19 protein-coding genes are annotated in these 20,208 nt (G+C 64.9%); 4 read left to right on the top strand and 15 right to left on the bottom strand.

The window, feature by feature from the left end; genetic code table 11:
- Nucleotides 1-198 precede the first annotated feature (198 nt).
- Together AC1DT2_RS00865 and AC1DT2_RS00860 are read left to right on the top strand one after the other, a co-directional pair.
- Complete coding sequence (locus AC1DT2_RS00865) at nt 199-1,380, top strand: MBL fold metallo-hydrolase (RefSeq protein WP_477293516.1); 1,182 nt, start codon at nt 199-201, stop codon at nt 1,378-1,380.
- A 104-nt stretch (nt 1,381-1,484) separates the two neighbouring features.
- The gene (locus AC1DT2_RS00860; RefSeq protein WP_477293514.1) at nt 1,485-4,637 is read left to right on the top strand and encodes a DEAD/DEAH box helicase; all 3,153 of its coding nucleotides are present in this window, start codon (nt 1,485-1,487) and stop codon (nt 4,635-4,637) included.
- Here the strand turns inward: AC1DT2_RS00860 and AC1DT2_RS00855 are convergent.
- On the bottom strand, nt 4,624-4,959 hold the full coding sequence (locus AC1DT2_RS00855) for a winged helix-turn-helix transcriptional regulator (RefSeq protein WP_477293512.1): 336 nt from the start codon (nt 4,957-4,959) through the stop codon (nt 4,624-4,626). The genes AC1DT2_RS00860 and AC1DT2_RS00855 overlap by 14 nt on opposite strands.
- A gap of 184 nt (nt 4,960-5,143) precedes the next feature.
- On the opposite strand from AC1DT2_RS00855, the gene AC1DT2_RS00850 reads away from it, so the two are divergent.
- Nucleotides 5,144-5,938, top strand: a complete 795-nt coding sequence (locus AC1DT2_RS00850; protein WP_477293510.1) for an SDR family NAD(P)-dependent oxidoreductase — start codon at nt 5,144-5,146, stop codon at nt 5,936-5,938.
- Nucleotides 5,939-6,103: 165 nt separating this feature from the next.
- Complete coding sequence (locus AC1DT2_RS00845) at nt 6,104-8,668, top strand: FtsK/SpoIIIE family DNA translocase (RefSeq protein ID WP_477293508.1); 2,565 nt, start codon at nt 6,104-6,106, stop codon at nt 8,666-8,668.
- 139 nt (nt 8,669-8,807) lie between these two features.
- On the opposite strand, the gene rbsB is transcribed toward AC1DT2_RS00845, so the two are convergent.
- The 14 genes from rbsB to AC1DT2_RS00775 form a co-directional block, all read right to left on the bottom strand.
- Complete coding sequence (gene rbsB, locus AC1DT2_RS00840; protein ID WP_477293506.1) at nt 8,808-9,743, bottom strand: ribose ABC transporter substrate-binding protein RbsB; 936 nt, start codon at nt 9,741-9,743, stop codon at nt 8,808-8,810.
- Between the two features lie 23 nt (nt 9,744-9,766).
- Nucleotides 9,767-10,711, bottom strand: coding sequence for an ABC transporter permease (locus tag AC1DT2_RS00835; protein WP_477293504.1), 945 nt, complete (start codon nt 10,709-10,711; stop codon nt 9,767-9,769).
- A gap of 1 nt (nt 10,712) precedes the next feature.
- Complete coding sequence (locus AC1DT2_RS00830; RefSeq protein ID WP_477293502.1) at nt 10,713-12,194, bottom strand: sugar ABC transporter ATP-binding protein; 1,482 nt, start codon at nt 12,192-12,194, stop codon at nt 10,713-10,715.
- Entirely contained in the window at nt 12,194-12,592 is a 399-nt protein-coding gene (rbsD, locus tag AC1DT2_RS00825; protein ID WP_477293500.1) for a D-ribose pyranase, read from the bottom strand. Before rbsD ends, AC1DT2_RS00830 begins: the two co-directional genes overlap by 1 nt.
- Nucleotides 12,592-13,485 (bottom strand): ribokinase, encoded by an 894-nt coding sequence (gene rbsK / locus AC1DT2_RS00820; protein ID WP_477293518.1) that lies wholly within the window; start codon nt 13,483-13,485, stop codon nt 12,592-12,594. Before rbsK ends, rbsD begins: the two co-directional genes overlap by 1 nt.
- Before the next feature lie 116 nt (nt 13,486-13,601).
- Nucleotides 13,602-13,955, bottom strand: a complete 354-nt coding sequence (locus tag AC1DT2_RS00815; RefSeq protein WP_046968103.1) for a gamma-butyrobetaine hydroxylase family protein — start codon at nt 13,953-13,955, stop codon at nt 13,602-13,604.
- A 184-nt stretch (nt 13,956-14,139) separates the two neighbouring features.
- Complete coding sequence (locus AC1DT2_RS00810) at nt 14,140-14,760, bottom strand: hypothetical protein (protein ID WP_063572653.1); 621 nt, start codon at nt 14,758-14,760, stop codon at nt 14,140-14,142.
- A 39-nt stretch (nt 14,761-14,799) separates the two neighbouring features.
- Nucleotides 14,800-16,140, bottom strand: coding sequence for an ATP-dependent protease ATPase subunit HslU (gene hslU, locus AC1DT2_RS00805; RefSeq protein ID WP_213949094.1), 1,341 nt, complete (start codon nt 16,138-16,140; stop codon nt 14,800-14,802).
- A 4-nt stretch (nt 16,141-16,144) separates the two neighbouring features.
- Nucleotides 16,145-16,678 carry an ATP-dependent protease subunit HslV gene (hslV, locus tag AC1DT2_RS00800; RefSeq protein WP_063572655.1) on the bottom strand — a complete coding sequence of 178 codons (534 nt, stop codon included), beginning with the start codon at nt 16,676-16,678 and terminating at the stop codon, nt 16,145-16,147.
- Nucleotides 16,679-16,876: 198 nt separating this feature from the next.
- Entirely contained in the window at nt 16,877-17,755 is an 879-nt protein-coding gene (locus tag AC1DT2_RS00795; protein ID WP_213949095.1) for a tyrosine recombinase XerC, read from the bottom strand.
- The gene (locus tag AC1DT2_RS00790; protein WP_063574262.1) at nt 17,752-18,438 is read right to left on the bottom strand and encodes a DUF484 family protein; all 687 of its coding nucleotides are present in this window, start codon (nt 18,436-18,438) and stop codon (nt 17,752-17,754) included. The genes AC1DT2_RS00795 and AC1DT2_RS00790 overlap by 4 nt, the downstream gene beginning before the upstream one ends.
- A 49-nt stretch (nt 18,439-18,487) precedes the next feature.
- A complete protein-coding gene (gene dapF / locus AC1DT2_RS00785; protein ID WP_477293496.1) occupies nt 18,488-19,318 on the bottom strand; it encodes a diaminopimelate epimerase in 831 nt (276 codons plus the stop codon).
- 5 nt (nt 19,319-19,323) lie between these two features.
- The gene (gene lptM / locus AC1DT2_RS00780) at nt 19,324-19,533 is read right to left on the bottom strand and encodes an LPS translocon maturation chaperone LptM (protein WP_213949097.1); all 210 of its coding nucleotides are present in this window, start codon (nt 19,531-19,533) and stop codon (nt 19,324-19,326) included.
- A gap of 43 nt (nt 19,534-19,576) precedes the next feature.
- Nucleotides 19,577-20,047, bottom strand: a complete 471-nt coding sequence (locus tag AC1DT2_RS00775) for a GNAT family N-acetyltransferase (RefSeq protein ID WP_063572512.1) — start codon at nt 20,045-20,047, stop codon at nt 19,577-19,579.
- Nucleotides 20,048-20,208 lie beyond the last annotated feature (161 nt).

Here is a 20,208-nt window from a genome sequence, read left to right as displayed (position 1 = left end):
GAGAAGGAGCTGACCGACTTTCTGATCTACTACAACCTAGAACGGCAACACTCGCGACTAAACGACATCCCGCCAGTGCTCTTCGAGCAACTGGCGGCTCAGGCTCCTACACCGGTGTCCAGAAAAGCTTGACCACTGCAATTCATCGGCGATGCCCTTGCTGCTATCTTCAAACCCGACCACCGCCAAGGACACGGTTTGAAGCGATTCCTCCGCTACACCCTCATCCTGGTCGCATTCATCGCGGCCTTCCTCGCGTTCGTCGCGATCAGCGCATGGCCGAACATCGGCACGCTGCCCGACGCCGTGCAGACCGCGCGCGACGCGAAGTCGCCCGAGTGGCATAACGGCAAGTTCGAAAATCCGCTGCCCATGTATACGAACGTGAAAGGCGGCGCGTTTCAGATGTTGAAATCGGCGCCCGGCGAAGAGCCCGACGCGCCCGTTCCGACGATGGACTCCTCGGCGCTGTACAAAGTGCCGCCGGCATCCGGCCTGCGCGTTACCTGGTTCGGCCACTCATCCATGCTGCTCGAGATCGACGGCACGAACATCGTCGTCGACCCGCTATGGAGCGAGCGCGCCTCGCCCTTCTCCTGGCTCGGCCCGAAACGTTGGTATGAACCGCCGGTTCCCATCGACCATCTTCCCCATGTCGATGCGGTCATTGTTTCGCACGATCATTACGACCATCTCGATCGCGCTTCCATCCAGGCGTTCAATGCCCTTGGCGTCCGCTTCATCGTGCCGCTCGGCGTTGCTTCGCATCTCCGTGGCTGGGGCGTACCCGCCGAACGCATCACCGAACTCGACTGGTGGCAGGACGCGAAAGTCGGCAACCTCGACATCGTCTCCACGCCATCGCGCCATGCCTCCGGACGTCTGTCCGCGCGTAGCGACGTGACGCTCTGGACGGGATACGCGCTGATCGGCAAGGAACATCGCGTGTTCTATTCCGGCGATACCGGCTTCAACGATACCTTCGCCGACGTCGGTACGAAGTACGGGCCGTTCGACGTGAGCCTGATCGAATCAGGCCAGTACGACGCCCAGTGGCCGGACTGGCACCTCGGTCCGGAGCAGGCGATGAAGGTGCACGAGGAGGTGCGCGCAAAGGTGCTCATCCCCGTGCACTGGGGCCTTATCAAGCTAGCGCACCATGCGTGGACCGAACCGCCGGAGCGCATCCTTGCCGCGGCGACATGCAGCCATGCGGACGTGCTCGTGCCGGAGCCGGGGCAGGCGGTGGAACCCACGACGCACCCCGTCATCCCTCGCTGGTGGCCACCTCAGCGCGTGGCCACGGCGAAAGAGAAGCCGATCGTCGCATCGACGCACGGCGATCCCGCGCAGAAGTTCGACCTGCCGAGCTGCCCGTGATTGGCAAGCTAGGCGCGCCGGTAACCTTCTGTCGAAACGGAAGTTGTGATGTTGTCATCCCGAGTGTCGGATAATCGCGCTCAGTCCCCCGACACGGAAACCGAATGGATTCGTCCGATCTCATCAGATACTGGCACGCCGTCGAGCTTCTTCAGCCGCAGACCATTCCCGACATCAAGACGAGGGACAAGGCGCACCAGCCTTTCTTTCATGACATGGACCGGGATTCACCGCTTCCCTGGAACCCGTCGAGCCCGTTGGCACGCCAGGAACGGAAGGAAGGCAAGGTCTGGTCGCATCGGTTCTATGGGCACTGGTTCACCAGTGCCGAGGTCGATCGTGTGCTGTGCACGGCTTTTGGTGAAGAACACGGTTACCGTGAGCCGCAGGACCGCGACATCGCCCTCTTCGCATTGCGCTTTACTGAAGACGGTCGCATGGTCGCCGACAGTCTCGTCTTGTCGAGCGCGGCCTGGATGCTGGGGCGGGTGTACAACGGGCAGGATTGGACGCGGGGGTTCGACCTGGCACAGCGGGAGGCGACTCATCTAGCGAAGGAGCACCTCGGTGGCATCGTCGATGGCGATGCGTATCAGGCGCTGATCGATCGTGTGCTTGAACTCGTCGGATTGTCGTCCTTCTTTGCCGAAGACAAACGGCGGACTCGTGTCCTTTCGTTGCCGACCGACCCGAAGAATGCTGGGGACGTCGGCGACGATCCGCTCAACAGCTTTATTCTTGACGACCTGGCGGACGTCGCCTCGCACCTGCGCGAGGGTACGACGAGCGGTCCGCTCAGGGCCTACCTGGCTCGCCACGACGGCGCGCACCGGGTCGATGTCACCGACGATGGCCAGTCGGAATTCCTTATAGATACGCTTCTGCCCGATCGGCATCCCGAGGGATGCTGGCCAGCCGAGGATCACCGCGGCTTGGTGCACGCACAGCAATTGGCGGTGAACCGCATTCTCGGCGAGCTACGCACGACAAGCGGCATTCAGTCCGTCAACGGTCCTCCGGGTACGGGGAAGACGACGATGCTGCGCGACATCATTGCCGCCGTCGTGACTGAGCGCGCGGACGTGCTTGCTTCGCTGCCACGCGCGTCGGACGCCTTCGCGGCGAACGCGCGTCATGAAGTTGAGCAGATACAGGATGGCGGCCGCACGAAGTACTGCTACACGTTCAAAGAAGCCCTGTTCGGTTACGAGATCGTCGTCGCGTCGTCCAACAACGGCGCCGTCGAGAACGTGACCATGGAGCTTCCGCAGCGCGACAGGATCGACACATCATGGCTCGACCCGGACAACGATCACTTCAGCGATCTTGCCGAGTTGCTGGCTGGCCGCCCGGCCTGGGGTCTCGTGTCGGCGAAACTCGGTGCCAAGCGCAACCGCACCGACTTCACGAACAAGTTCTACTACGGCGCCGGCGACCTTCCCCCGATACCTGGGGACGATGGCGCTGCGTCGACGGCACGCAAAGCCCAGGGTTTCAGCGACTGGCTGAAGGAAAAATCTGCGACGACGTGGACGACGGCCACACGCCAGGAAGCCTGGTCGACAGCGGTCAGCCGCTATCGGGCCGCAAAAGCAGCGGCTGCCGACCTGCGGGCCGAAGCGACGGGCCTGGACGTGCGCCTGAAGGAAGCTCGCGAAGCCCGCCGCGGCGAACTGGCGTGCAGGCAGGCAGCAGATCTCGCGACCACCGCATGGCAAAACGCAACGCGTCAGAACGAATCCGCCGCATCGGCTCGCCATGCGCTTCGGGAAGCCGTGCAAAGACACATGGACCGGATTGCATCGCACGAATGCACTCGTCCCGGCTTGCTCGCCAACCTTCGCAGTCTCTGGGGTGCGTATCGCCGCTGGGCGAACGAACGAAGCCATATCCGTCAGGAAGAACGCGACGCGAGGGCGGACCTCGCAGCCTACGACCTTCGCGAGCGTCGACACGAGCAAGCCGTCAGCAGCGCCAGGAAACGCATGGACGAGGCTCACGCGGCGCTCGACGAGGTCACGGCCCGACGCGTTCGACTGCACGCCGAGCTGCTCGCCCTTGCACATCGTCTGGGCGCCGCTCATCTGGTCACCTGGCTGCAGACGGACCGGATCGGCCGCGGTGCCGACATCGAACTGGCGGAGCCGTGGCGCCTGCCCGGTTGGCGCAAGGCTCGCGCGAACGTCTTCATGGAGGCGTTACGCCTGCAACGCACTTTCTTCGAAATAGAGGCTAAGCGCGTCAAGGCGAACATGGATCTGGCGATGGCGATCCTCGCCGGCGGAACGTATCGCGCCACGCCACGCGCAGCGATACGTTCGGCGTGGGCGACGCTATTCATGGCGGTCCCGGTCTTGAGCAGCACCTTTGCGTCCTTCGCTCGCTCCTTTCGCACGCTCGGTGTTAGCGAGATCGGATGGCTGTTGATCGACGAAGCGGGGCAGGCGACTCCGCAGGCTGCCGTCGGCGCCCTCTGGCGTGCGAGGCGTGCCGTCGTCGTGGGCGATCCGTTGCAGTTGACGCCCGTCCTGACCGTGCCCGACTCCGTCCTCGAGCACATGCGTAAGGCCTACGGTGTCGATCCTTATTGGATTCCCAGCAGGCTGTCCGCCCAGGGACTCGCTGACGAAGCAAATCCGGTCGGCAGGATGCTCGGCCCGGAAGGTGCGAAATCCTGGGTGGGCTTGCCCTTGGTAGTTCACCGACGCTGCGACAAGCCGATGTTCGAGTTGGCCAACCGTATCGCCTACGACGGCGCGATGGTCTATGGAACGCTTCCACCCAGGACAGAGACGCTGGCGAGTCTTTGCACCGGCTGGGTCGACGTGACCGGTCGATCGGAGGACAACTGGGTCCCCGCGGAGGGCTTAGCGCTGATGTTGCTTCTCGATCGCCTTGCCGCTGAGGGCGTCGATCCGGCGGATATTTCGGTGATCACTCCGTTCCAAGACGTCAGGAACCAACTCAGGCGCCTGTTGAAAGGAAAGATGGTCCACGGAACGATTCACACCATGCAGGGCAAGGAGTCCAGCGTGGTGATCCTGGTGCTCGGCGGACGATCGGATGCGCCGGGTGCCCGCAACTGGGCCGTGTCCGAGCCGAATCTGCTCAACGTCGCGGCGACTCGGGCGAAACGCCGCTTCTACGTCATCGGTGATCGCAACGACTGGTGTCGTCGCCGGCTGTTCCACGACATCGCCGATCTACTCCCGTCGCCGCCGCCGATGATCGAATCCCGCGCGACTATTCCGGCATGACCAAATGCATCGGCGTCGCGATCAGCGGCTTGCCGGTGCATTCATCGACCACCACCGCCTTGATCGGCTCACCCGTCTCGTCACTGGCCAGATGGCTCGTGGGCGGACCGCCGCCGTTATAGGTGCGGCCCCATTCGCCAATGGCCGCCATGATCGGAATGAAGTCGCGCCCCGCCTGCGTCAGCACGTACTCGTCGCGCGGCGGACGCTCGCTGTAGCGGCGCTTTTCCAAGACGCCGGCCTCGGTGAGGGCCTTCAATCGACGCGAAAGGATGTTCGGCGCGATGCCGAGACTGGTCCTGAACTGGTCGAACTGGCTCATGCCACGGCTGGCATCCCGAAGGATGAGCACGCTCCAGGTGTCGCCCACGAAGGCGAGCCCACGGGAGATCGCGCAGGTACCGGAAGAAAGTTTGTCGATGTCCATTGCATTATGATATCGATGTCACTATCGTATGGCAACCTAGTTACTATCCTTTTGCAACTAACCCATCCGGAGAGACACCATGAGCACTGAAAACAAAGGCACGGCCATCGTGACGGGCGCTTCCTCGGGCATCGGCCAGGTCTACGCGGAGCGCCTCGCCGCCCGCGGTTACGACCTGATCCTGGTCGCCCGCCGACTCGACCGCCTGGAGGCACTGGTCACATCCATCGGCGAGAAGACCGGCCGCAAGGTCGAAGCCCTCAAGGCCGACCTGACCCAGAAGGCGGACGTCGCCCTCGTTGAGAAGCGCCTGAAGGAGGACGCCTCGATCACCTTGCTGGTAAACAACGCCGGCATCTCCCTCGAAGGCAGCATCCTCGATAACGACACCGCTGCCATCGAGCAGCTCATCGCCATCAACATCACCGCGCCGACGGTCCTCTCCGCCGCCGCTGCCAAGGTGTTCAAGGCCCGCGACAAGGGCGGCATCATCAATATCGCTTCTGTTCTGGCATTCGTGCCGGACCTGTTCGACGGCATCTATAGCGGCTCGAAGGCCCACGTGCTCAACGTCACCCTTGGCCTCGCCGCGCAGCTGAAGGGGACGAACGTGCGCGCCCAGGCCGTGCTGCCGGGCGCCACCCGTTCGGAGATCTGGGAGAAGTCCGGCAAGGACGTCGACGCGCTCCTGCCGGGCATGGTCATGGAAACGGCGGACCTGGTCGACGCGGGCCTCCTGGGCTTCGATCGCGGCGAAGTCGTCACCATTCCGCCGCTCGCGGACGAAGGTCAGTACCTGGCCTACGACGCCGCCCGCCTCGCGATGGGCCCGAACCTCTCGCGCAAGGACGTGGCTCCGCGCTACCGCGTGTAACAGCGAACGCCGTTCGCACCGGGCGCCATCCGCTGATCGGGCCAGCCAAGCTGGCCCGATCGGCATGCTTCCGAGTGTGAACAGCGGCTTATCCCACCTTTACACATCGACGCGCACGAATGCGCGCTAAACTACGGGGCTCGCTCGATTCTCTTGCGGTTCGGCATGCCCTCTTTTGTTTTTGGCGCCTTCGGGCTGTCCACGCTCTGGCTACTCCCCCTGCTCTGGCGCATCGGCGCCGCGCTGCTCCGTCGGCGTCGTCCGCCCACGGTCGGCCCGGGAGCGATTCGCTTCTGGTCGGGGTTTGCCCTGGTCCTGCTGGCGAGCACGGCGCTCGAGGGCATCGTGATCTCGCATTACACCGACGATCCTTCCGTCGGTGGTGTTGTATGCCGCTGGCTTGGCACCGCGTTCGGTGATTTCCCCGGCGCCGCCATCACCTCGCTGATCGCACTCGCGACCTTCGTCGTCGCACTGCCCTGGTACCTGGGCGTGCCGTGGTCTGCGGCCATCGTGCGTCTGAACGGGCTTCTCGAGCCGATGGGTGCATTGGCCATCGAAGGCACGCGCCGCCTCATGACGCGCACGGCCTCCCGCGCCACGGGCCGTCGCCCTGCATCCGCCGTGCGCCGTGCCGACCGAGCGCCAGCCGCCCGTCGTCGCACCAAGGTGCCTGCGAAGCCTGCCAACCCAGCGCCGATTGCCAAGCCGGCCCATGCGACATCCACCCGACGCGACGTCCCGCGCGCCGAGCCGAAGAACAACGATCCTGTGCGTCCGTCGGTATCGACACCGGTGCTGCCGCGCCATCGCGTCAAACCCGACACCGTCATTCGTGAGCCGTGGCTCGCACCGCGCGCGCTGGCTTCGGCGTCCCCCGAAAACGACACCGATGAGCGCGACGTCGAGATCCGTCGCGAGCCGGCACGGGTCGCCACGTCATACCGCACGCCAGAGCGACCGGTCATCGCAAACTCCGGACCGGCACGCGCGGAAGAACACTCGTTCACCGCTTCGCGTCGCGCCGAGGAAGAGCGCTTGCCTTACGAGTCGCTCGTGACGTCGTTTGCAGAGCCTGTCGTGCCTGCGGAACCCATAGCGCCCGTCGTCGAGCCGACCATTCCGGCGATCGCCCCCGTCTCGCGCTTCGCCGTGGCAGCCAACGATGCACCGCACGTCGAGCCGCTCCGCACCGTCACGCTGACGCCCGTGAGGCCACTGCGTAACGGCGGCGGTGTCAGCGCCGTCGGTATCCCTCCGTTGACCCTGCTCGCTCCGGCCTCACCCAGCTCGAATGCCGCGCTTGCCATTTCCGAGCAAGATCTCCGCGATACCGGCGAGTTGATCGAGCAACGCCTGCGCGAGTTCAAGGTTCCGGTGCAGGTCGTCGGCGCCTCGGCGGGCCCTGTCATCACGCGCTACGAAGTCGAGCCAGCCGTCGGTGTTCGCGGCAACCAGATCGTCGCGCTGATGAAGGATCTCGCCCGCGGCCTCGGCCGCACCACCATCCGCGTGGTCGAGACGATTCCGGGCAAGACATGCATGGGCCTCGAGCTACCGAACGAGCAGCGACAGATGATCGCGCTGTCGGAGATTCTCGACTCCGCCGAGTATCGCGAGTCCGATTCGCTGCTGACGCTGGCCATGGGCAAGGGCATCACCGGCGAACCGGTGGTTGCCGACCTGGCAAAGGCACCGCACATGCTGGTTGCCGGCACCACGGGTTCGGGCAAGTCGGTTGCGGTGAACGCGATGATCCTGTCGATGCTCTACAAGGCCACGCCTGAAGACGTCCGCATGATCATGATCGATCCGAAGATGCTGGAGCTCTCTGTCTATGAAGGTATCCCGCATCTGCTGGCGCCCGTCGTCACCGACATGAAGCTCGCCGCCAACGCGCTGAACTGGTGCGTGGCCGAGATGGAAAACCGCTACCGCGTCATGTCGGACCTGCGTGTGCGCAACCTCGCCGGTTTCAACCAGAAGGTGCGCGAGGCACGCGCGGCGGGCAAGCCCTTGTTCAATCCCTTCCCCGCGCATCCGGAAGTGCCGGAGCATCTCGACACCTTGCCGATGATCGTCGTGATCATCGACGAGCTGGCCGACCTCATGATGGTGGCCGGCAAGAAGATTGAAGAGCTGATTGCGCGGCTGGCGCAAAAGGCACGTGCCGCGGGTATTCATCTGATCCTTGCGACGCAGCGTCCGTCGGTGGACGTGATCACCGGCCTGATCAAGGCGAACATTCCCACGCGCGTCGCTTTCCAGGTGTCGTCGAAGATCGACTCGCGCACCATCCTCGACCAGATGGGCGCGGAGAGTCTGCTCGGCCAGGGCGACATGTTGTTCCTGCCGCCGGGTACGGGCTATCCACAGCGCATCCACGGTGCCTTCGTCGCCGATGAAGAAGTGCATCGCATCGTCGCGTGGCTGAAGCAGTTCGGTGAGCCGGACTACAAGGACGAGATCCTTGCCGGTCCGCCGAGCGAAGCCATGGACGGTGAGGCGGGCGAAGACGGCATCGATGCCGAGCTCGATCCCCTCTACGACGAAGCGGCGGCCTTCGTGCTGCGCTCTCGCCGTGCGTCCATCTCGTTCGTGCAGCGCCAGTTCCGCATTGGTTACAACCGCGCGGCGCGCCTGGTCGAGGCGATGGAAGCCGCGGGACTCGTTTCGTCGATGGGTATCAACGGCCAGCGTGAAGTCATCGCGCCGGGTCCCTCTGACTAAGCCCATGTAGGAGCCGATTCATCGGCGATGGGTGGTGCGGCACGGTTAGGGATTGCCGACGAATCGGCTCCTACAAAGAACACAGCACGCAAAAAAAGGCCGGCCACCGTGAGGTGACCGGCCTTTTCACACGCGACGCTTATTCCTTCGTGAGGAGCTTCAGCGGCACGGCGATCGACTTGTCGACCGTCTGCTTGTCGATCAGCTTCTTTGCCGTCTCGACGCCGAGCTTGCCGATCTCTTCCGGCTGCTGGGCGACCGTGGCGGCCATGGCGCCGCTCTGCACGGCAGTCTTGCCGTCGGGCGTGCCGTCGAAGCCGACGACGAGGATCTTCTTGTTCTTGCCAGCAAGGGCCTGCACCGCACCGAGGGCCATTTCGTCGTTCTGGGCGAAGATCGCCTGGACRTCGGTGTTGCCCTGGAGCAGGTTCTCGCTGACCGAAAGGCCCTGCGCACGGTCGAAGTTCGCCGGCTGCTGCGCAACGACCTTCATGCCGGTGGTGGCGATTTCGTCGTCGAAGCCCTTGCCGCGTTCACGCGCCGCCGAGGTACCGGCGACACCCTGCAGTTCGATGATGTTGCCCTTGCCGCCAAGCTGCTTGGCGAGGAAGTCCGCCGCCATCTTGCCGCCGGCGATGTTGTCCGACGCGATGTGCGACGCGACCTCGGCACCGTCGACGCCGCGATCGAGCGTGATCACCGGGATGTTCGCGCGCTGCGCGGACTGCACGGCGCCCGCCAGCGCCGACGAGTCGGTCGGGTTAAGCAGGATTACCGAGACGCGCTTCTGGATCAGGTCTTCGACGCTGGAGATCTGGCGAGCCGGATCGTCCTGTGCATCGACCACCACCAGCTGCACGCCGGCGTCTTTGGCGGCCTTCTGGGCGCCGTCCTTGAGTTCGACGAAGAACGGGTTGTTCTGCGTCGACAAGGCCAGGCCGATCACCGGCGTACCGGAAGCGGCAGCGCCACCCGCGGTCGATGAAGCGGCGGGCGTGGATTCGCCCGGACCCTGCTGCGAGCAGGCCGCGAGCAGCGTTGCCGCTGCCGCGGCGAGAAAGGTGACTTTACGCATGGTGTATTCCCTCGTTTTGTTTTTTACTGCCGCCTGTCGAGCAGGACGGCGATCAGGATGACGATGCCCTTCACCACCTGCTGGTAGAAAGAGCTTACGCCGAGCAGGTTGAGACCATTGTTCAGGAAGCCGATCAGCAAGGCGCCGATCAGGGTGCCGAAGAGCCAGCCGCGGCCACCGGCCAGGCTGGTACCGCCAAGCACCACCGCGGCGAYCGCGTCCAGCTCGTAGCCTGCACCGGCCGTCGCCTGCGCGGAGTACAGACGCGAGGTAAGCACGACGCCCGCGAACGCGGAGAGAAGACCGGAAAGACCGTAGATGGCGAGCTTCATCGGCGAAATACGCACGCCCGAGAGACGGGCCGCTTCTTCGTTACCGCCGATCGCCACGACATGGCGGCCGAACACCGTGCCGCGCAGCAGGAAGCCACAGAGGATGAAGGCGACGGCCATCCAGATCACCGGCAGCGGGATCAGGTTGGCGATATAGCCGCCACCGAGCATGGCGAAGCCGGGGTTGGTGACGGGGATCGGGCTGCCCTGCGTATACGACAGCGTGAGGCCGCGCAGCAGGGTAACCGTGCCCAGCGTGGCGATGAATGGCGCCACCCTGCCCCACGAAACCAGTGCACCGTTGACCATGCCGAGCACCGCTCCGAGCGCGAGGCCTGCGCCTACCGAGAGCACCATGCCGTGGCCGGCCGCCATGAGGCCGGCGGTAATCGCACCGGTGAAGGCGAGGATCGCACCCACCGACAGATCGATACCACCGGACAGGATCACGAACGTCATGCCGAACGCGATCAGCGCGTTGATCGACACCTGGCGCAGCACGGTGAGCAGGTTGCCCGTGGTAAGGAAGTCCGGACTCAGCACCGATAGCACGATGAAGAGTAGGAGCAGCCCGATGACCGAGCCGAGGCGCTGGAACAGCGTCTTGGCCTGGCTCCAGTTGAGTTGAAGCGTCATGTCAGTGGCCTCCGGTCGCGGCAGTCATCACGGTTTCCTGGGTGGCACCGTGGGCGTCGAGCAGGGCCGTTGCATGGCCCTCGTGCATCACCAGGATGCGGTCGCTCATGGCGAGTACCTCCGGCAGTTCCGAGGAAATCATGAGAATGGCCACGCCCTGCTCCGCGAGTTGATTGATGATGTGATAAATCTCGGCCTTGCCGCCGACATCGACGCCGCGCGTGGGTTCGTCGAGGATGAGTACGCGCGGTTTGAGTGCCAGCCACTTGGCCAGCACGACTTTCTGTTGGTTGCCGCCCGACAGCGCACTGACATTGAGCTCCATGTCGCGCGTGCGGATCTTCAAGGCGTCGATCAGGCCACGTGTCTGTGTCTTCTCGCCACCGCGATCGACCAGGCCGACATGCGCAGGTACCCGCGGCAGGCTGATGTTCTCGCGCAAGCTGAGGTCGAGCACCAGGCCCTGCGCCTTGCGGTCTTCGGTGAGAAAACCGAAGCCGGCGTGGATCGCCTGGTTGGGGTTGGTCGCGGTCACCACGTCGCCGTCGAGCAGCACGCGGCCTTCGGAAGGCTTGTCGAGGCCGAACAACAAACGCGCCAGTTCGGTGCGCCCCGCCCCCAGCAGGCCGGCGACGCCAAGCACTTCGCCCGAACGAAGGTCGAAGCTCACGTCCTTCACCATGCCGCCGCTGATGTGTTCCACCTGCAGGCGAACCTTTCCCGGCGTGGAGCTGCGGACCGGGAAGCGCGCTTCGAGCGTGCGGCCGACCATCATCTTCACAACTTCGTCGAAGGCCAGCCCCGGCACGGGACGCGTGCCGACGAACTTGCCGTCGCGCAGGATGGAGATGCGATCGCAGAGCGCGAAGATTTCTTCCATGCGATGGGAAACGTAGACGATGCCCGTGCCCTTCTCGCGAAGCGCGCGGATCAGCTTGAACAGGGTGGTCGTCTCGTGTTCGGTCAGCGCGGCGGTCGGCTCGTCCATGATCAGGACGCGCGCGTTCTGGCCGAGCGCGCGAGCAATCTCGACCATCTGCTGCGTGCCGACGGAAAGGCGTTCGACGCGGGTATCGGGGTCGAGCTTTTCCATCCCGACCTGGGCGAGCCACTCCATCGCCTTCTTCGTCATCGCCTTGCGATCCAGCAGGCCGAAGCGCTGGATCTCGCGACCGAGAAACAGGTTGTCCGCGATGCTGAGGGCCGGAATCAGGTTGAGTTCCTGATGGATGATCGCGATGCCGTACTTCTCGGCGTCGGCGGGCGTGGCGATCGAGACGGGCTTGCCGTCGACCTGGATCGTGCCGGAGTCCGGCGCGTAGATCCCCGTGAGGATCTTCATCAGGGTGGATTTGCCCGCGCCGTTCTCACCCATCAAGGCGTGTATTTCGCCGGCGACCAGTTCGAAGTCGACGCCTTCGAGCACCTTCACCGGGCCGAAGGCCTTGTGGATGTCGTGCATGCTGACCAGCTGCGCGGCCATCAGAAGGTCACGCCGGCATGCAGGATCACATTGGCGTACGGCGAGGTTTCGCCGGTGCGCACCACGGCGACGGCGCGTGTGCTGAACCGCTTGAGGTCGTCGTGCGATACCTCATTCACGGGCACACCGTCCTTACCCAGTCGTGCGGCGAGCGCCACCAGTGCCGGATTGTGCGCATGGATCTCGCTGGCGACCGTCACGCTTTCGACGGCGAGCTCGGCATACACGGCCTCGAACACGGTGGCGAAATCCGGCGTACCGGGCAGTACCGCCAGGTCGATGCACGGAACACCGTGCGGAACCGGTAACCCGACATCGCCGATGATCAGCGTATCGGTATGCCCCATCGCGGCGATCACGCGATTGAGTTCCGCGTGAAGCAGGCCACTGCGTTTCATCAATGTGTCTCCAGGAACGCCGTGACCTCGTCGGCACGCGGCATGCCGCCCTGGGCGCCCAGGCGCGAGACGGCGATCGCCGCGGTGGCGCAAGCCTTGCGCACCGCCACGTCGAGGCCTTCGGCGAGGTACACCGCGAGCGCGGCGTTGAAAGTGTCACCGGCGCCGGTGCTGTCCACCGCGTCGACCTTGAAACCGCTCTGGTGCCGCGGCTCGTCGTCCTTGTCGCGGAACCATGCGCCGTCCTCGCCACGGGTCAGCACGACCGGGCAGGGCGCGCGTCGCATGAGCTCGCGGAAATCGGTTTCACCGTCCGCGCCGAGCACGGTGGCGAGTTCGTGCTGGTTCGGCGTGAGGAAGCGCACGCGCGACAGCCACTCGACCGGCAGCAACTGCGCGGGGGCGGGATTGAGGATGACGGGAGCGCCCTCTTCCTGCGCGATGCGAAGCGTGGCGTCCACCGCATCGAGGGGAATTTCCAGCTGGACCAGCACCGCGTCGGCGCCACGAATGATGTCGCGAGCAGCTTCGACCTGGGCGGGCGTGACACGGCCATTGGCGGCAGGCACCACGACGATGCTGTTCTCGCCACCGGCGACCGTGATCGACGCCGTACCGCTGCCTATACCGTCAACCCGGCTCACGTGCGTCACGTCGACGCCCTCGGCGACGAGGCCCTCATAGAGCTGCTTGCCGAACGCATCGTCGCCGACGCAGCCGACCATCGATACCGAGGCGCCAAGGCGAGCGGCGGCGACGGCCTGGTTCGCACCCTTGCCGCCGGGAATGGTTAGGAAACGGTCACCGGTCAGTGTCTCGCCCGGGCCGGCAAAGCGCGGCGCGAGGGTGACCAGGTCCATATTGATGCTTCCGACGACGACGATTCGCGTCATGCCATGTAGCTCCGCGGTGGTGACTTCGGAACGTCCGTTGTTCGCCGGTGTGATGGGGATGGCGCGCAAATATACGCCTTGCACGCGCAGGATGCTTTGATGCGCGTGCTTTCCATTTACCGGGAGAGGCCCTTGGCCTCGAGCTCAGCGAGGTAAGCGGGCCACGACGTGTCGTAGGCGCGACCGAGGTCGTACAGCGTGTCCCAACCGAAGATGCCACTGGCATGGCCGTCGTCGAAGCGGATCAGGACGCCGTAGTGGCCGGTCGGTTCGAGCGCGGTGATGCCGACGTTGCGCTTGCCGGCCACGAGCACCTTCTGTCCGGGGCCGTGGCCCTGCACTTCGGCGCTGGGCGAGTTCACCCGGAGATATTCACAGGGAAGTCGGAACCGTTCGTCGTTGTCGAAACTGACCTCGAGGATGCGCGAGGCCGAGTGCAGGACGATATCGAGGGGGCGCGGGCGGGACATGGGCCGGTGGCCTTGAATCAAATAAATGTAGGAGCCGATTCATCGGCGATGCTCTTGCCCTTGCCCTTGCTCGGTAGGAGCCGATTTATCGGCGATCCCTGCGGCGAGGGGTGCGCGAATGTTGCCGCGAACACCCTTCGCCGATGAATCGGCTCCTACAAGAGAGCAGAAGAACGGCCTTGGTTTAGTGCGCGCTGCCGAAGCCGCCGCCGGTGTCGCCCTGTTCGATCGGTGGCGGCACGCCGGCAACAGCGAGCAGCGAGGTGGCGTAGGCGTCTTCCATGCTGATGGTGGAAATCTCGTCCCAGGAGAAGAACGACGGCTCGGTGAGCCATTCCGCATCGGGGGTGATTTCCTGCATGTTGAAGCCTTCTTCCTCCACGCTGACAAGCCGGCCGATGTAGCAGACCTCGGCTTCGTCTTCGCTGTCGACATGCACGCCAATGACCGGCGCGTGCGCAGCGGCGGCCTTGACCACCTGCTGGATGTCGTCCAGCGGGAAATCCGCCGGCGGTGTCGGGCGGATGCCCTTCAGCGCGAGCGCTTTCTCCAGGAAGGTGCTGTGCTTGTCCGGGGCTTCGAATTCGGAGATGTCGCGATGCCGCATGATGTACATGCCGTCATAGCTGACGCCGTCGCCGATGACCCACAGAAGGAAAAATTCGCGGCCGACTCCGCCCACGTAGCCGCAGAAGCTGCCGTGTTCGAGTTCGTCACGCCACAGACGCACCAGCTGCTGACTGTCCTGCGCTTCACGCAGGCTCGCACGCTGGCCGTTGGTTTTGAGTTGAATAACCTTGCCCATATACGTCAATAGTTTACCAGAGGGGCGGCCCCTCATTGTTCAGAGGATGTAACGACTCAGATCCTCGTCCTTGACGAGCGAAGACAGCGTCTTGTCGACATATTCGGCGTCAATCGCATGCTTTTCGCCGGACTTGTCTGCTGCTTCGAAGGAAATGCGCTCCAACAGGCGTTCCATGACCGTGTGCAGGCGGCGGGCGCCGATGTTCTCGGTACGCTCATTCACCTGAAACGCCACCTCGGCCAGACGATCGATGCCGGACTCGGTGAACTCAAGCGTGACGCCCTCGGTGTTGAGCAGTGCAACATATTGCTTGGTCAGCGCGTTGTGCGGCTCGCGCAGGATGCGCTTGAAGTCGTCGACGGAGAGCGCCGACAGTTCCACGCGAATCGGCAGGCGCCCCTGCAATTCGGGAATGAGATCCGAAGGCTTGGCCAGCGAGAACGCGCCGGAGGCGATGAACAGGATGTGGTCCGTCTTGATCGCGCCGTACTTCGTCGACACCGTGGAGCCCTCGACCAGGGGCAAGAGGTCGCGCTGCACGCCCTCGCGGCTCACGCCCGCACCACCCCATTCCGAGCGCTGGGCGACCTTGTCGATTTCGTCGATGAAGACGATGCCGTTCTGCTCGGCGAGGTCCACCGCACGGGTGCGTAGCTCGTCGTCGTTGAGCAGCTTGCCGGCCTCCTCCTCGATCAACAGCGGGCGCGCCTGGCGGATGGTCATCTTGCGCTTCTGCGATTTCGAGCCACCCAGGTTCTGGAACATCTTGCCCAGCTGCTGGCTCATTTCCTCCATGCCCGGCGGGGTCATGATCTCGACGCCGACGTTGGTGGCGAAATCCAGTTCGATCTCGCGATCGTCCAGCGCGCCTTCGCGCAGCTGCTTGCGGAGCTTCTGGCGGGTGTCGCTGTCGATGGCTGGCGCCTGCGCGCCGGTGTCGTCCCAACCGGTGGCGGCCTGGCGGCGCGGGAGAAGCGCGTCCAGGAGACGATCTTCGGCGGCGTCCTCGGCCTGGCTACGAACCCGGCTCTTGGCCTGGTCGCGCACCAGCTTGTAGGAGACATCGGCGAGATCGCGGATGATCGACTCCACGTCCTTGCCGACATAGCCCACTTCGGTGAACTTGGTCGCTTCGACCTTCACGAAGGGCGCGTTCGCCAGGGTGGCCAGCCGCCGGGCGATCTCGGTCTTGCCGACGCCGGTCGGGCCGATCATCAGGATGTTCTTCGGCGTGACTTCCTCACGCATGCCCGGCTCCAGCTGCATGCGGCGCCAGCGGTTACGCAGCGCAATGGCCACGGCGCGCTTGGCGTCCTGCTGGCCGATGATGTAACGGTCGAGTTCGTTGACGATCTCGCGGGGAGTGAGTTCGGACATCGGCTCAGAGCTCCTCGATGGAGGTGTTGTGGTTGGTATAAATGCAGATATCGCCGGCAATCTTCAGGGATTTCTCCACGATCGTGCGTGCATCGAGCTCGGTGTTCTCCATTAGCGCCAGCGCGGCGGACTGCGCGTACGGACCGCCGGAGCCGATCGCGATCAGCCCGTGGTCGGGCTCGAGCACGTCGCCATTGCCGGAGATCAGCAGGGAGGCCTCCTTGTCAGCCACAGCCAGCATGGCCTCGAGGCGGCCCAGGCGGCGGTCGGTGCGCCATTCCTTGGCCATTTCCACGGCGGCACGGGTGAGATTGCCACCGTGTTTGACCAGCTTCTCCTCGAAAAGCTCGAAGAGGGTGAAGGCGTCAGCCGTGGCGCCAGCGAACCCGGCCAGGACATCGCCCTTGCCGAGGCGGCGCACCTTACGGGCGTTGGCCTTCATCACGGTATTGCCAAGGGTGACCTGACCGTCGCTGCCGATGACGACCTTGTCGCCCCGGCGGACGCAGACGATGGTCGTAGCGTGCATCGGTTCCATAGCGCGTTCCTTTAGGGAGTCGGCTAGACGTGGGGGCCGGGGCCTTAGGTAGCAAGCCTTGGGGTAGGCGGTGCCCTGGTAGGAGCCGATTCATCGGCGAGCTCTTTCTTCGGTGGAGACTGAGGCAAGCAACCTAGGGGGCGCGGCTGCGCCGCGGGGTTATTCATTATTCGCCGATGAATCGGCTCCTACGTTTACCTATTTTCGCTTCGCTCTTGGATGCGCCGCGTCGTACACCTTGGCCAGGTGCTGGAAATCCAGGTGGGTATAGATCTGGGTGGTGGCGATGTCAGCGTGGCCGAGCAGTTCCTGCACGGAGCGCAGGTCGCCGGACGACTCCAGCATGTGGCTGGCGAAGGTGTGCCGGAGCATGTGCGGATGGACTCGCTTGGTCTGCCCGCTGGACAGCTTGGCCAGCCGCATCTGCACGGCACGGGCGCTGATCGGCGCCCCGCCGCGGCCCTTGAACACCGGCTGCTCGGGCCCGGCCCCGCCAAGGGCGGCGAGCGCTTTCAGGGCGGTGATCGCAAAACGGCCCACCGGGAGGATGCGCGTCTTGCTGCCTTTGCCGAGCACCCGAACCTGGCCATCCTCGAGATCGAGGTCGCCCCAGTGCAGGCCGGTGAGTTCGGACAGACGCAAGCCACTGGAATAGAACAGCTCCATCATGGCCGAGTCGCGCGGTGCGAGCGTGCCGCCGAGATTCGTCTCGACCAGCTCCTTCGCCTCATCGGCGTCCAGCACCTGTGGCAGCTTGCGGCGCACCTTCGGTCCGCGAACGGCGGCGGCCGGGTCGTGGGCCAGCTGGCCCTCCCGCGTGAGGTAACGGAATAGCGTGCGGCAGGCGGAAAGCAGGCGCTGGATGCTGTTGGGCTGTAGGCCACCACGATGTTCACGGGCGATCATGCCGCGAAGTCGATCGGGACTGAGCGCGTCGAAGCTCGTCAGTCCCTCGGCTTCCATGAAACGAAGCAGCTTTTCGAGGTCGCGGCGGTAGGCCGCCAGGGTGTGGACCGACGGCGCGCGTTCGGCGGAGAAATGCCGAAGGAAGGCCTCGACGGCCTCGCGCGGGCTCACGCCGCCTTCCGCGCCCGTTCGATCGCCGAGCCGACGGTGGTCGAAATCATGTCCAGGAACAGGGTGCCCATGCCCGGGTGGAAGCGGTCGGCGTCGGCGCTGCCGATGGCCAGCAAGGCGTCCGGCCCGACGCGCATCAGCGCGGCCGAACGAACATCCGGGGCCTCGTTGCCGAACAGGCGATGCAACTTGTCCGGCGCAAGGCGCCCGGCGACGGGGTCGGCGTGCTCCAGGAACGAGGCGAACTCGGGCAGGCCCGAGCTCCCGCGAGGCTCGCGAAGCAGCCACGGCTCATCGGGCAGGCCGGCCAGGTCGCCGAAGAAAACCAGGCGAATCCGCTCGGACTGGAAGTCCTCGGTCAGGCGACGGACCACGCTGCGCACGGTCTCTTCGATGTCCTTCGCGCTGAGCAGCGCAAGCATCAGACCGTGCACGCGGCGCATCAGTTTCTCGTTGTCGCCAGCGATGGCGGCCAGCTCCTTCAGCCGTGTTTCCAGCTCGGCGTTCTTGTCACGCAGGCCGCGCAGCTGGTGCACGGCGAGCGATGCCGCCGGTCCGTTGCTGCTGGGCAGGGTGAGCGCGTTGGCCAGTTCGGGGTAATCGGCGAGGAAATCCGGGTGTCGCCGCAGGTAGGACGCCACGGTGGCTGGCTTGATGTCGCCGTCGATCGCGGTGTCGGTCATGGGGTGTGCTTCCTGTTTAGAGCGAGTGTGCCCCGTTCGCGTGCGAACGTCACACTTCGCCTTCGAAAACGAAGGCGGCAGGGCCGGTCATCCACAGCGTGTGGCCGGGGCCGTGCCATTCGATGGTGAGGGTGCCGCCGGGGAGTTCAACGTGCACAACCGGGGCGGCCATGCCCAGCGACTGGGCCACCGCCGCCGCGGCGCAGGCGCCGGTGCCGCAGGCGCGGGTCCAGCCGCTGCCGCGTTCATGTACGCGCAGGCGGATGCGATCGGGTCCGAGGCGCTGGGCGAAGCCGACATTCACGCCCTGCGGGAACGCGGGGTGGGCCGTCAGCGCCGGGCCGAGCAGGTCGATTCGCGGATCGGCAAGGTCATCGTCGAAGACGACCGCATGCGGATTGCCCATCGAGACGGCGCCGAAGGTGATCCGCTCGCCGACGACTTCCAGGGTGTATGTCGCGGCCGGCGCGGGTGCATCGAACGGCAGGGAGGCTGGATCGAAATCCGGCTCGCCCATGTCGACCACCACGCGGCCCTCATCCAGTACCCGCACCGTGACCGGTCCGGAGGGACTTTCCAGGCGAACATCGGTGTCGCGTTCGATCACCCCGTCGCGGAACAGCCACGCGGCGACACAGCGCACGCCGTTGCCGCACTGGCCCGAGGGCGAACCATCCGCATTCCAGATGCCGTAGTAGAACTCGCAGGAGGGATCCCGCGCCGGCTCGATGCTGATCAGCTGGTCGAAGCCGACGCCGGTGTGTCGATCGGCCAGGGCGGCGATGCGGGCCGCGTTAGGCGTTCGCCCCGCGTCCTCGCGCCAGTCCACGATGACGAAGTCGTTGCCGATCCCATGCATCTTGGTGAAGCGGTTGGGCATCGTCGTTACTGGTGAATGACGGAGTTGAACGGGGTGATGGTACTGGTGGCCCGTGCGGGGCCCTCCACCGTCGAGGCGGCGGCGGGATGCACGCCCTGTGGATTGGCTGTCGTACCCGGCGCCGGCGGCGGGGGCAAGAACAGGTCACCCTTCTGGCCACAACCGGAAAGCGCGGCGGTAGCGGCGATGGCGAACGGCAGGATCAGTCGGCGCATGGGCGATTCCCCGTAAACGGCGGCCAGTATAGCCCCGCGGTACTCAGAGCGGCTTTTCGAAGCGCAGGGCATCCGCACCGTCGGCGTAGTAGCGCGCGTACTCGCCGATGATCCGGTAGCCCAGGTGTTCGTAGAGACGAATGGCCACGTCGTTGTCCTTGCGCACTTCGAGCCGCAGCGCACGGCAGCCGCGCGAGCGGGCCGTATCCTCAGAGGCAACGACCAGCGCCGATCCCACGCCCTTGCCCTGGGCTTGGGGCTTGGTAGCAAGGGAATACAGGCGCGCGACGGTGCTGCCCTTACGGAAGAACACCACCGCCGTGCCGAGGAAGCGGCGATGATTCGCGCTGGCAACGAGCACCAGCGCGCTTTCGCTATCCAGATGCTTGCGGTACTGGGCGCGGCTGAGGCGGTCCTGGGTGAAGCTCGATTCCTCGAGGGCGACCAGATCGTCTAGATCGCTGACCTCGGCGCGACGAACGCGAACCGCAGCGGTAACCGGGGGTGGACGCATGCGCTTTGGGAACTCCGGCGCGAGGGGATGACGGCTGCGGAGCCGGACGGGGAGAATCGGCAAGCGCGGCACTGTAGACCTCGGGCCCGGGTCGATCAATGACTTTTTCATGAATTCGTTTAAACAGGCTTCATCGCTGGCGCTTGTGCGCCGCGGCACCG

The organism is Luteibacter sp. P4_E6 (assembly GCF_056401535.1).
This window is presented reverse-complemented; position numbering and strand designations above follow the sequence as displayed.

What these genes read in the sequence shown, in the direction of transcription:
- hslU (WP_213949094.1), bottom strand. Translation starts at nt 16,140, where the DNA reads ATGTCCGAACTCACTCCCCGCGAGATCGTCAACGAACTCGACCGTTAC.
- rbsD (WP_477293500.1), bottom strand. Translation starts at nt 12,592, where the DNA reads ATGAAACGCAGTGGCCTGCTTCACGCGGAACTCAATCGCGTGATCGCC.
- dapF (WP_477293496.1), bottom strand. Translation starts at nt 19,318, where the DNA reads ATGCCCAACCGCTTCACCAAGATGCATGGGATCGGCAACGACTTCGTC.
- hslV (WP_063572655.1), bottom strand. Translation starts at nt 16,678, where the DNA reads ATGGAACCGATGCACGCTACGACCATCGTCTGCGTCCGCCGGGGCGAC.
- AC1DT2_RS00855 (WP_477293512.1), bottom strand. Translation starts at nt 4,959, where the DNA reads ATGAGCCAGTTCGACCAGTTCAGGACCAGTCTCGGCATCGCGCCGAAC.
- AC1DT2_RS00845 (WP_477293508.1), top strand. Translation starts at nt 6,104, where the DNA reads ATGCCCTCTTTTGTTTTTGGCGCCTTCGGGCTGTCCACGCTCTGGCTA.
- AC1DT2_RS00790 (WP_063574262.1), bottom strand. Translation starts at nt 18,438, where the DNA reads ATGACCGACACCGCGATCGACGGCGACATCAAGCCAGCCACCGTGGCG.
- AC1DT2_RS00815 (WP_046968103.1), bottom strand. Translation starts at nt 13,955, where the DNA reads ATGTCCCGCCCGCGCCCCCTCGATATCGTCCTGCACTCGGCCTCGCGC.
- AC1DT2_RS00830 (WP_477293502.1), bottom strand. Translation starts at nt 12,194, where the DNA reads ATGGCCGCGCAGCTGGTCAGCATGCACGACATCCACAAGGCCTTCGGC.
- AC1DT2_RS00860 (WP_477293514.1), top strand. Translation starts at nt 1,485, where the DNA reads ATGGATTCGTCCGATCTCATCAGATACTGGCACGCCGTCGAGCTTCTT.
- AC1DT2_RS00850 (WP_477293510.1), top strand. Translation starts at nt 5,144, where the DNA reads ATGAGCACTGAAAACAAAGGCACGGCCATCGTGACGGGCGCTTCCTCG.
- AC1DT2_RS00775 (WP_063572512.1), bottom strand. Translation starts at nt 20,047, where the DNA reads ATGCGTCCACCCCCGGTTACCGCTGCGGTTCGCGTTCGTCGCGCCGAG.
- AC1DT2_RS00810 (WP_063572653.1), bottom strand. Translation starts at nt 14,760, where the DNA reads ATGGGCAAGGTTATTCAACTCAAAACCAACGGCCAGCGTGCGAGCCTG.
- rbsK (WP_477293518.1), bottom strand. Translation starts at nt 13,485, where the DNA reads ATGACGCGAATCGTCGTCGTCGGAAGCATCAATATGGACCTGGTCACC.
- lptM (WP_213949097.1), bottom strand. Translation starts at nt 19,533, where the DNA reads ATGCGCCGACTGATCCTGCCGTTCGCCATCGCCGCTACCGCCGCGCTT.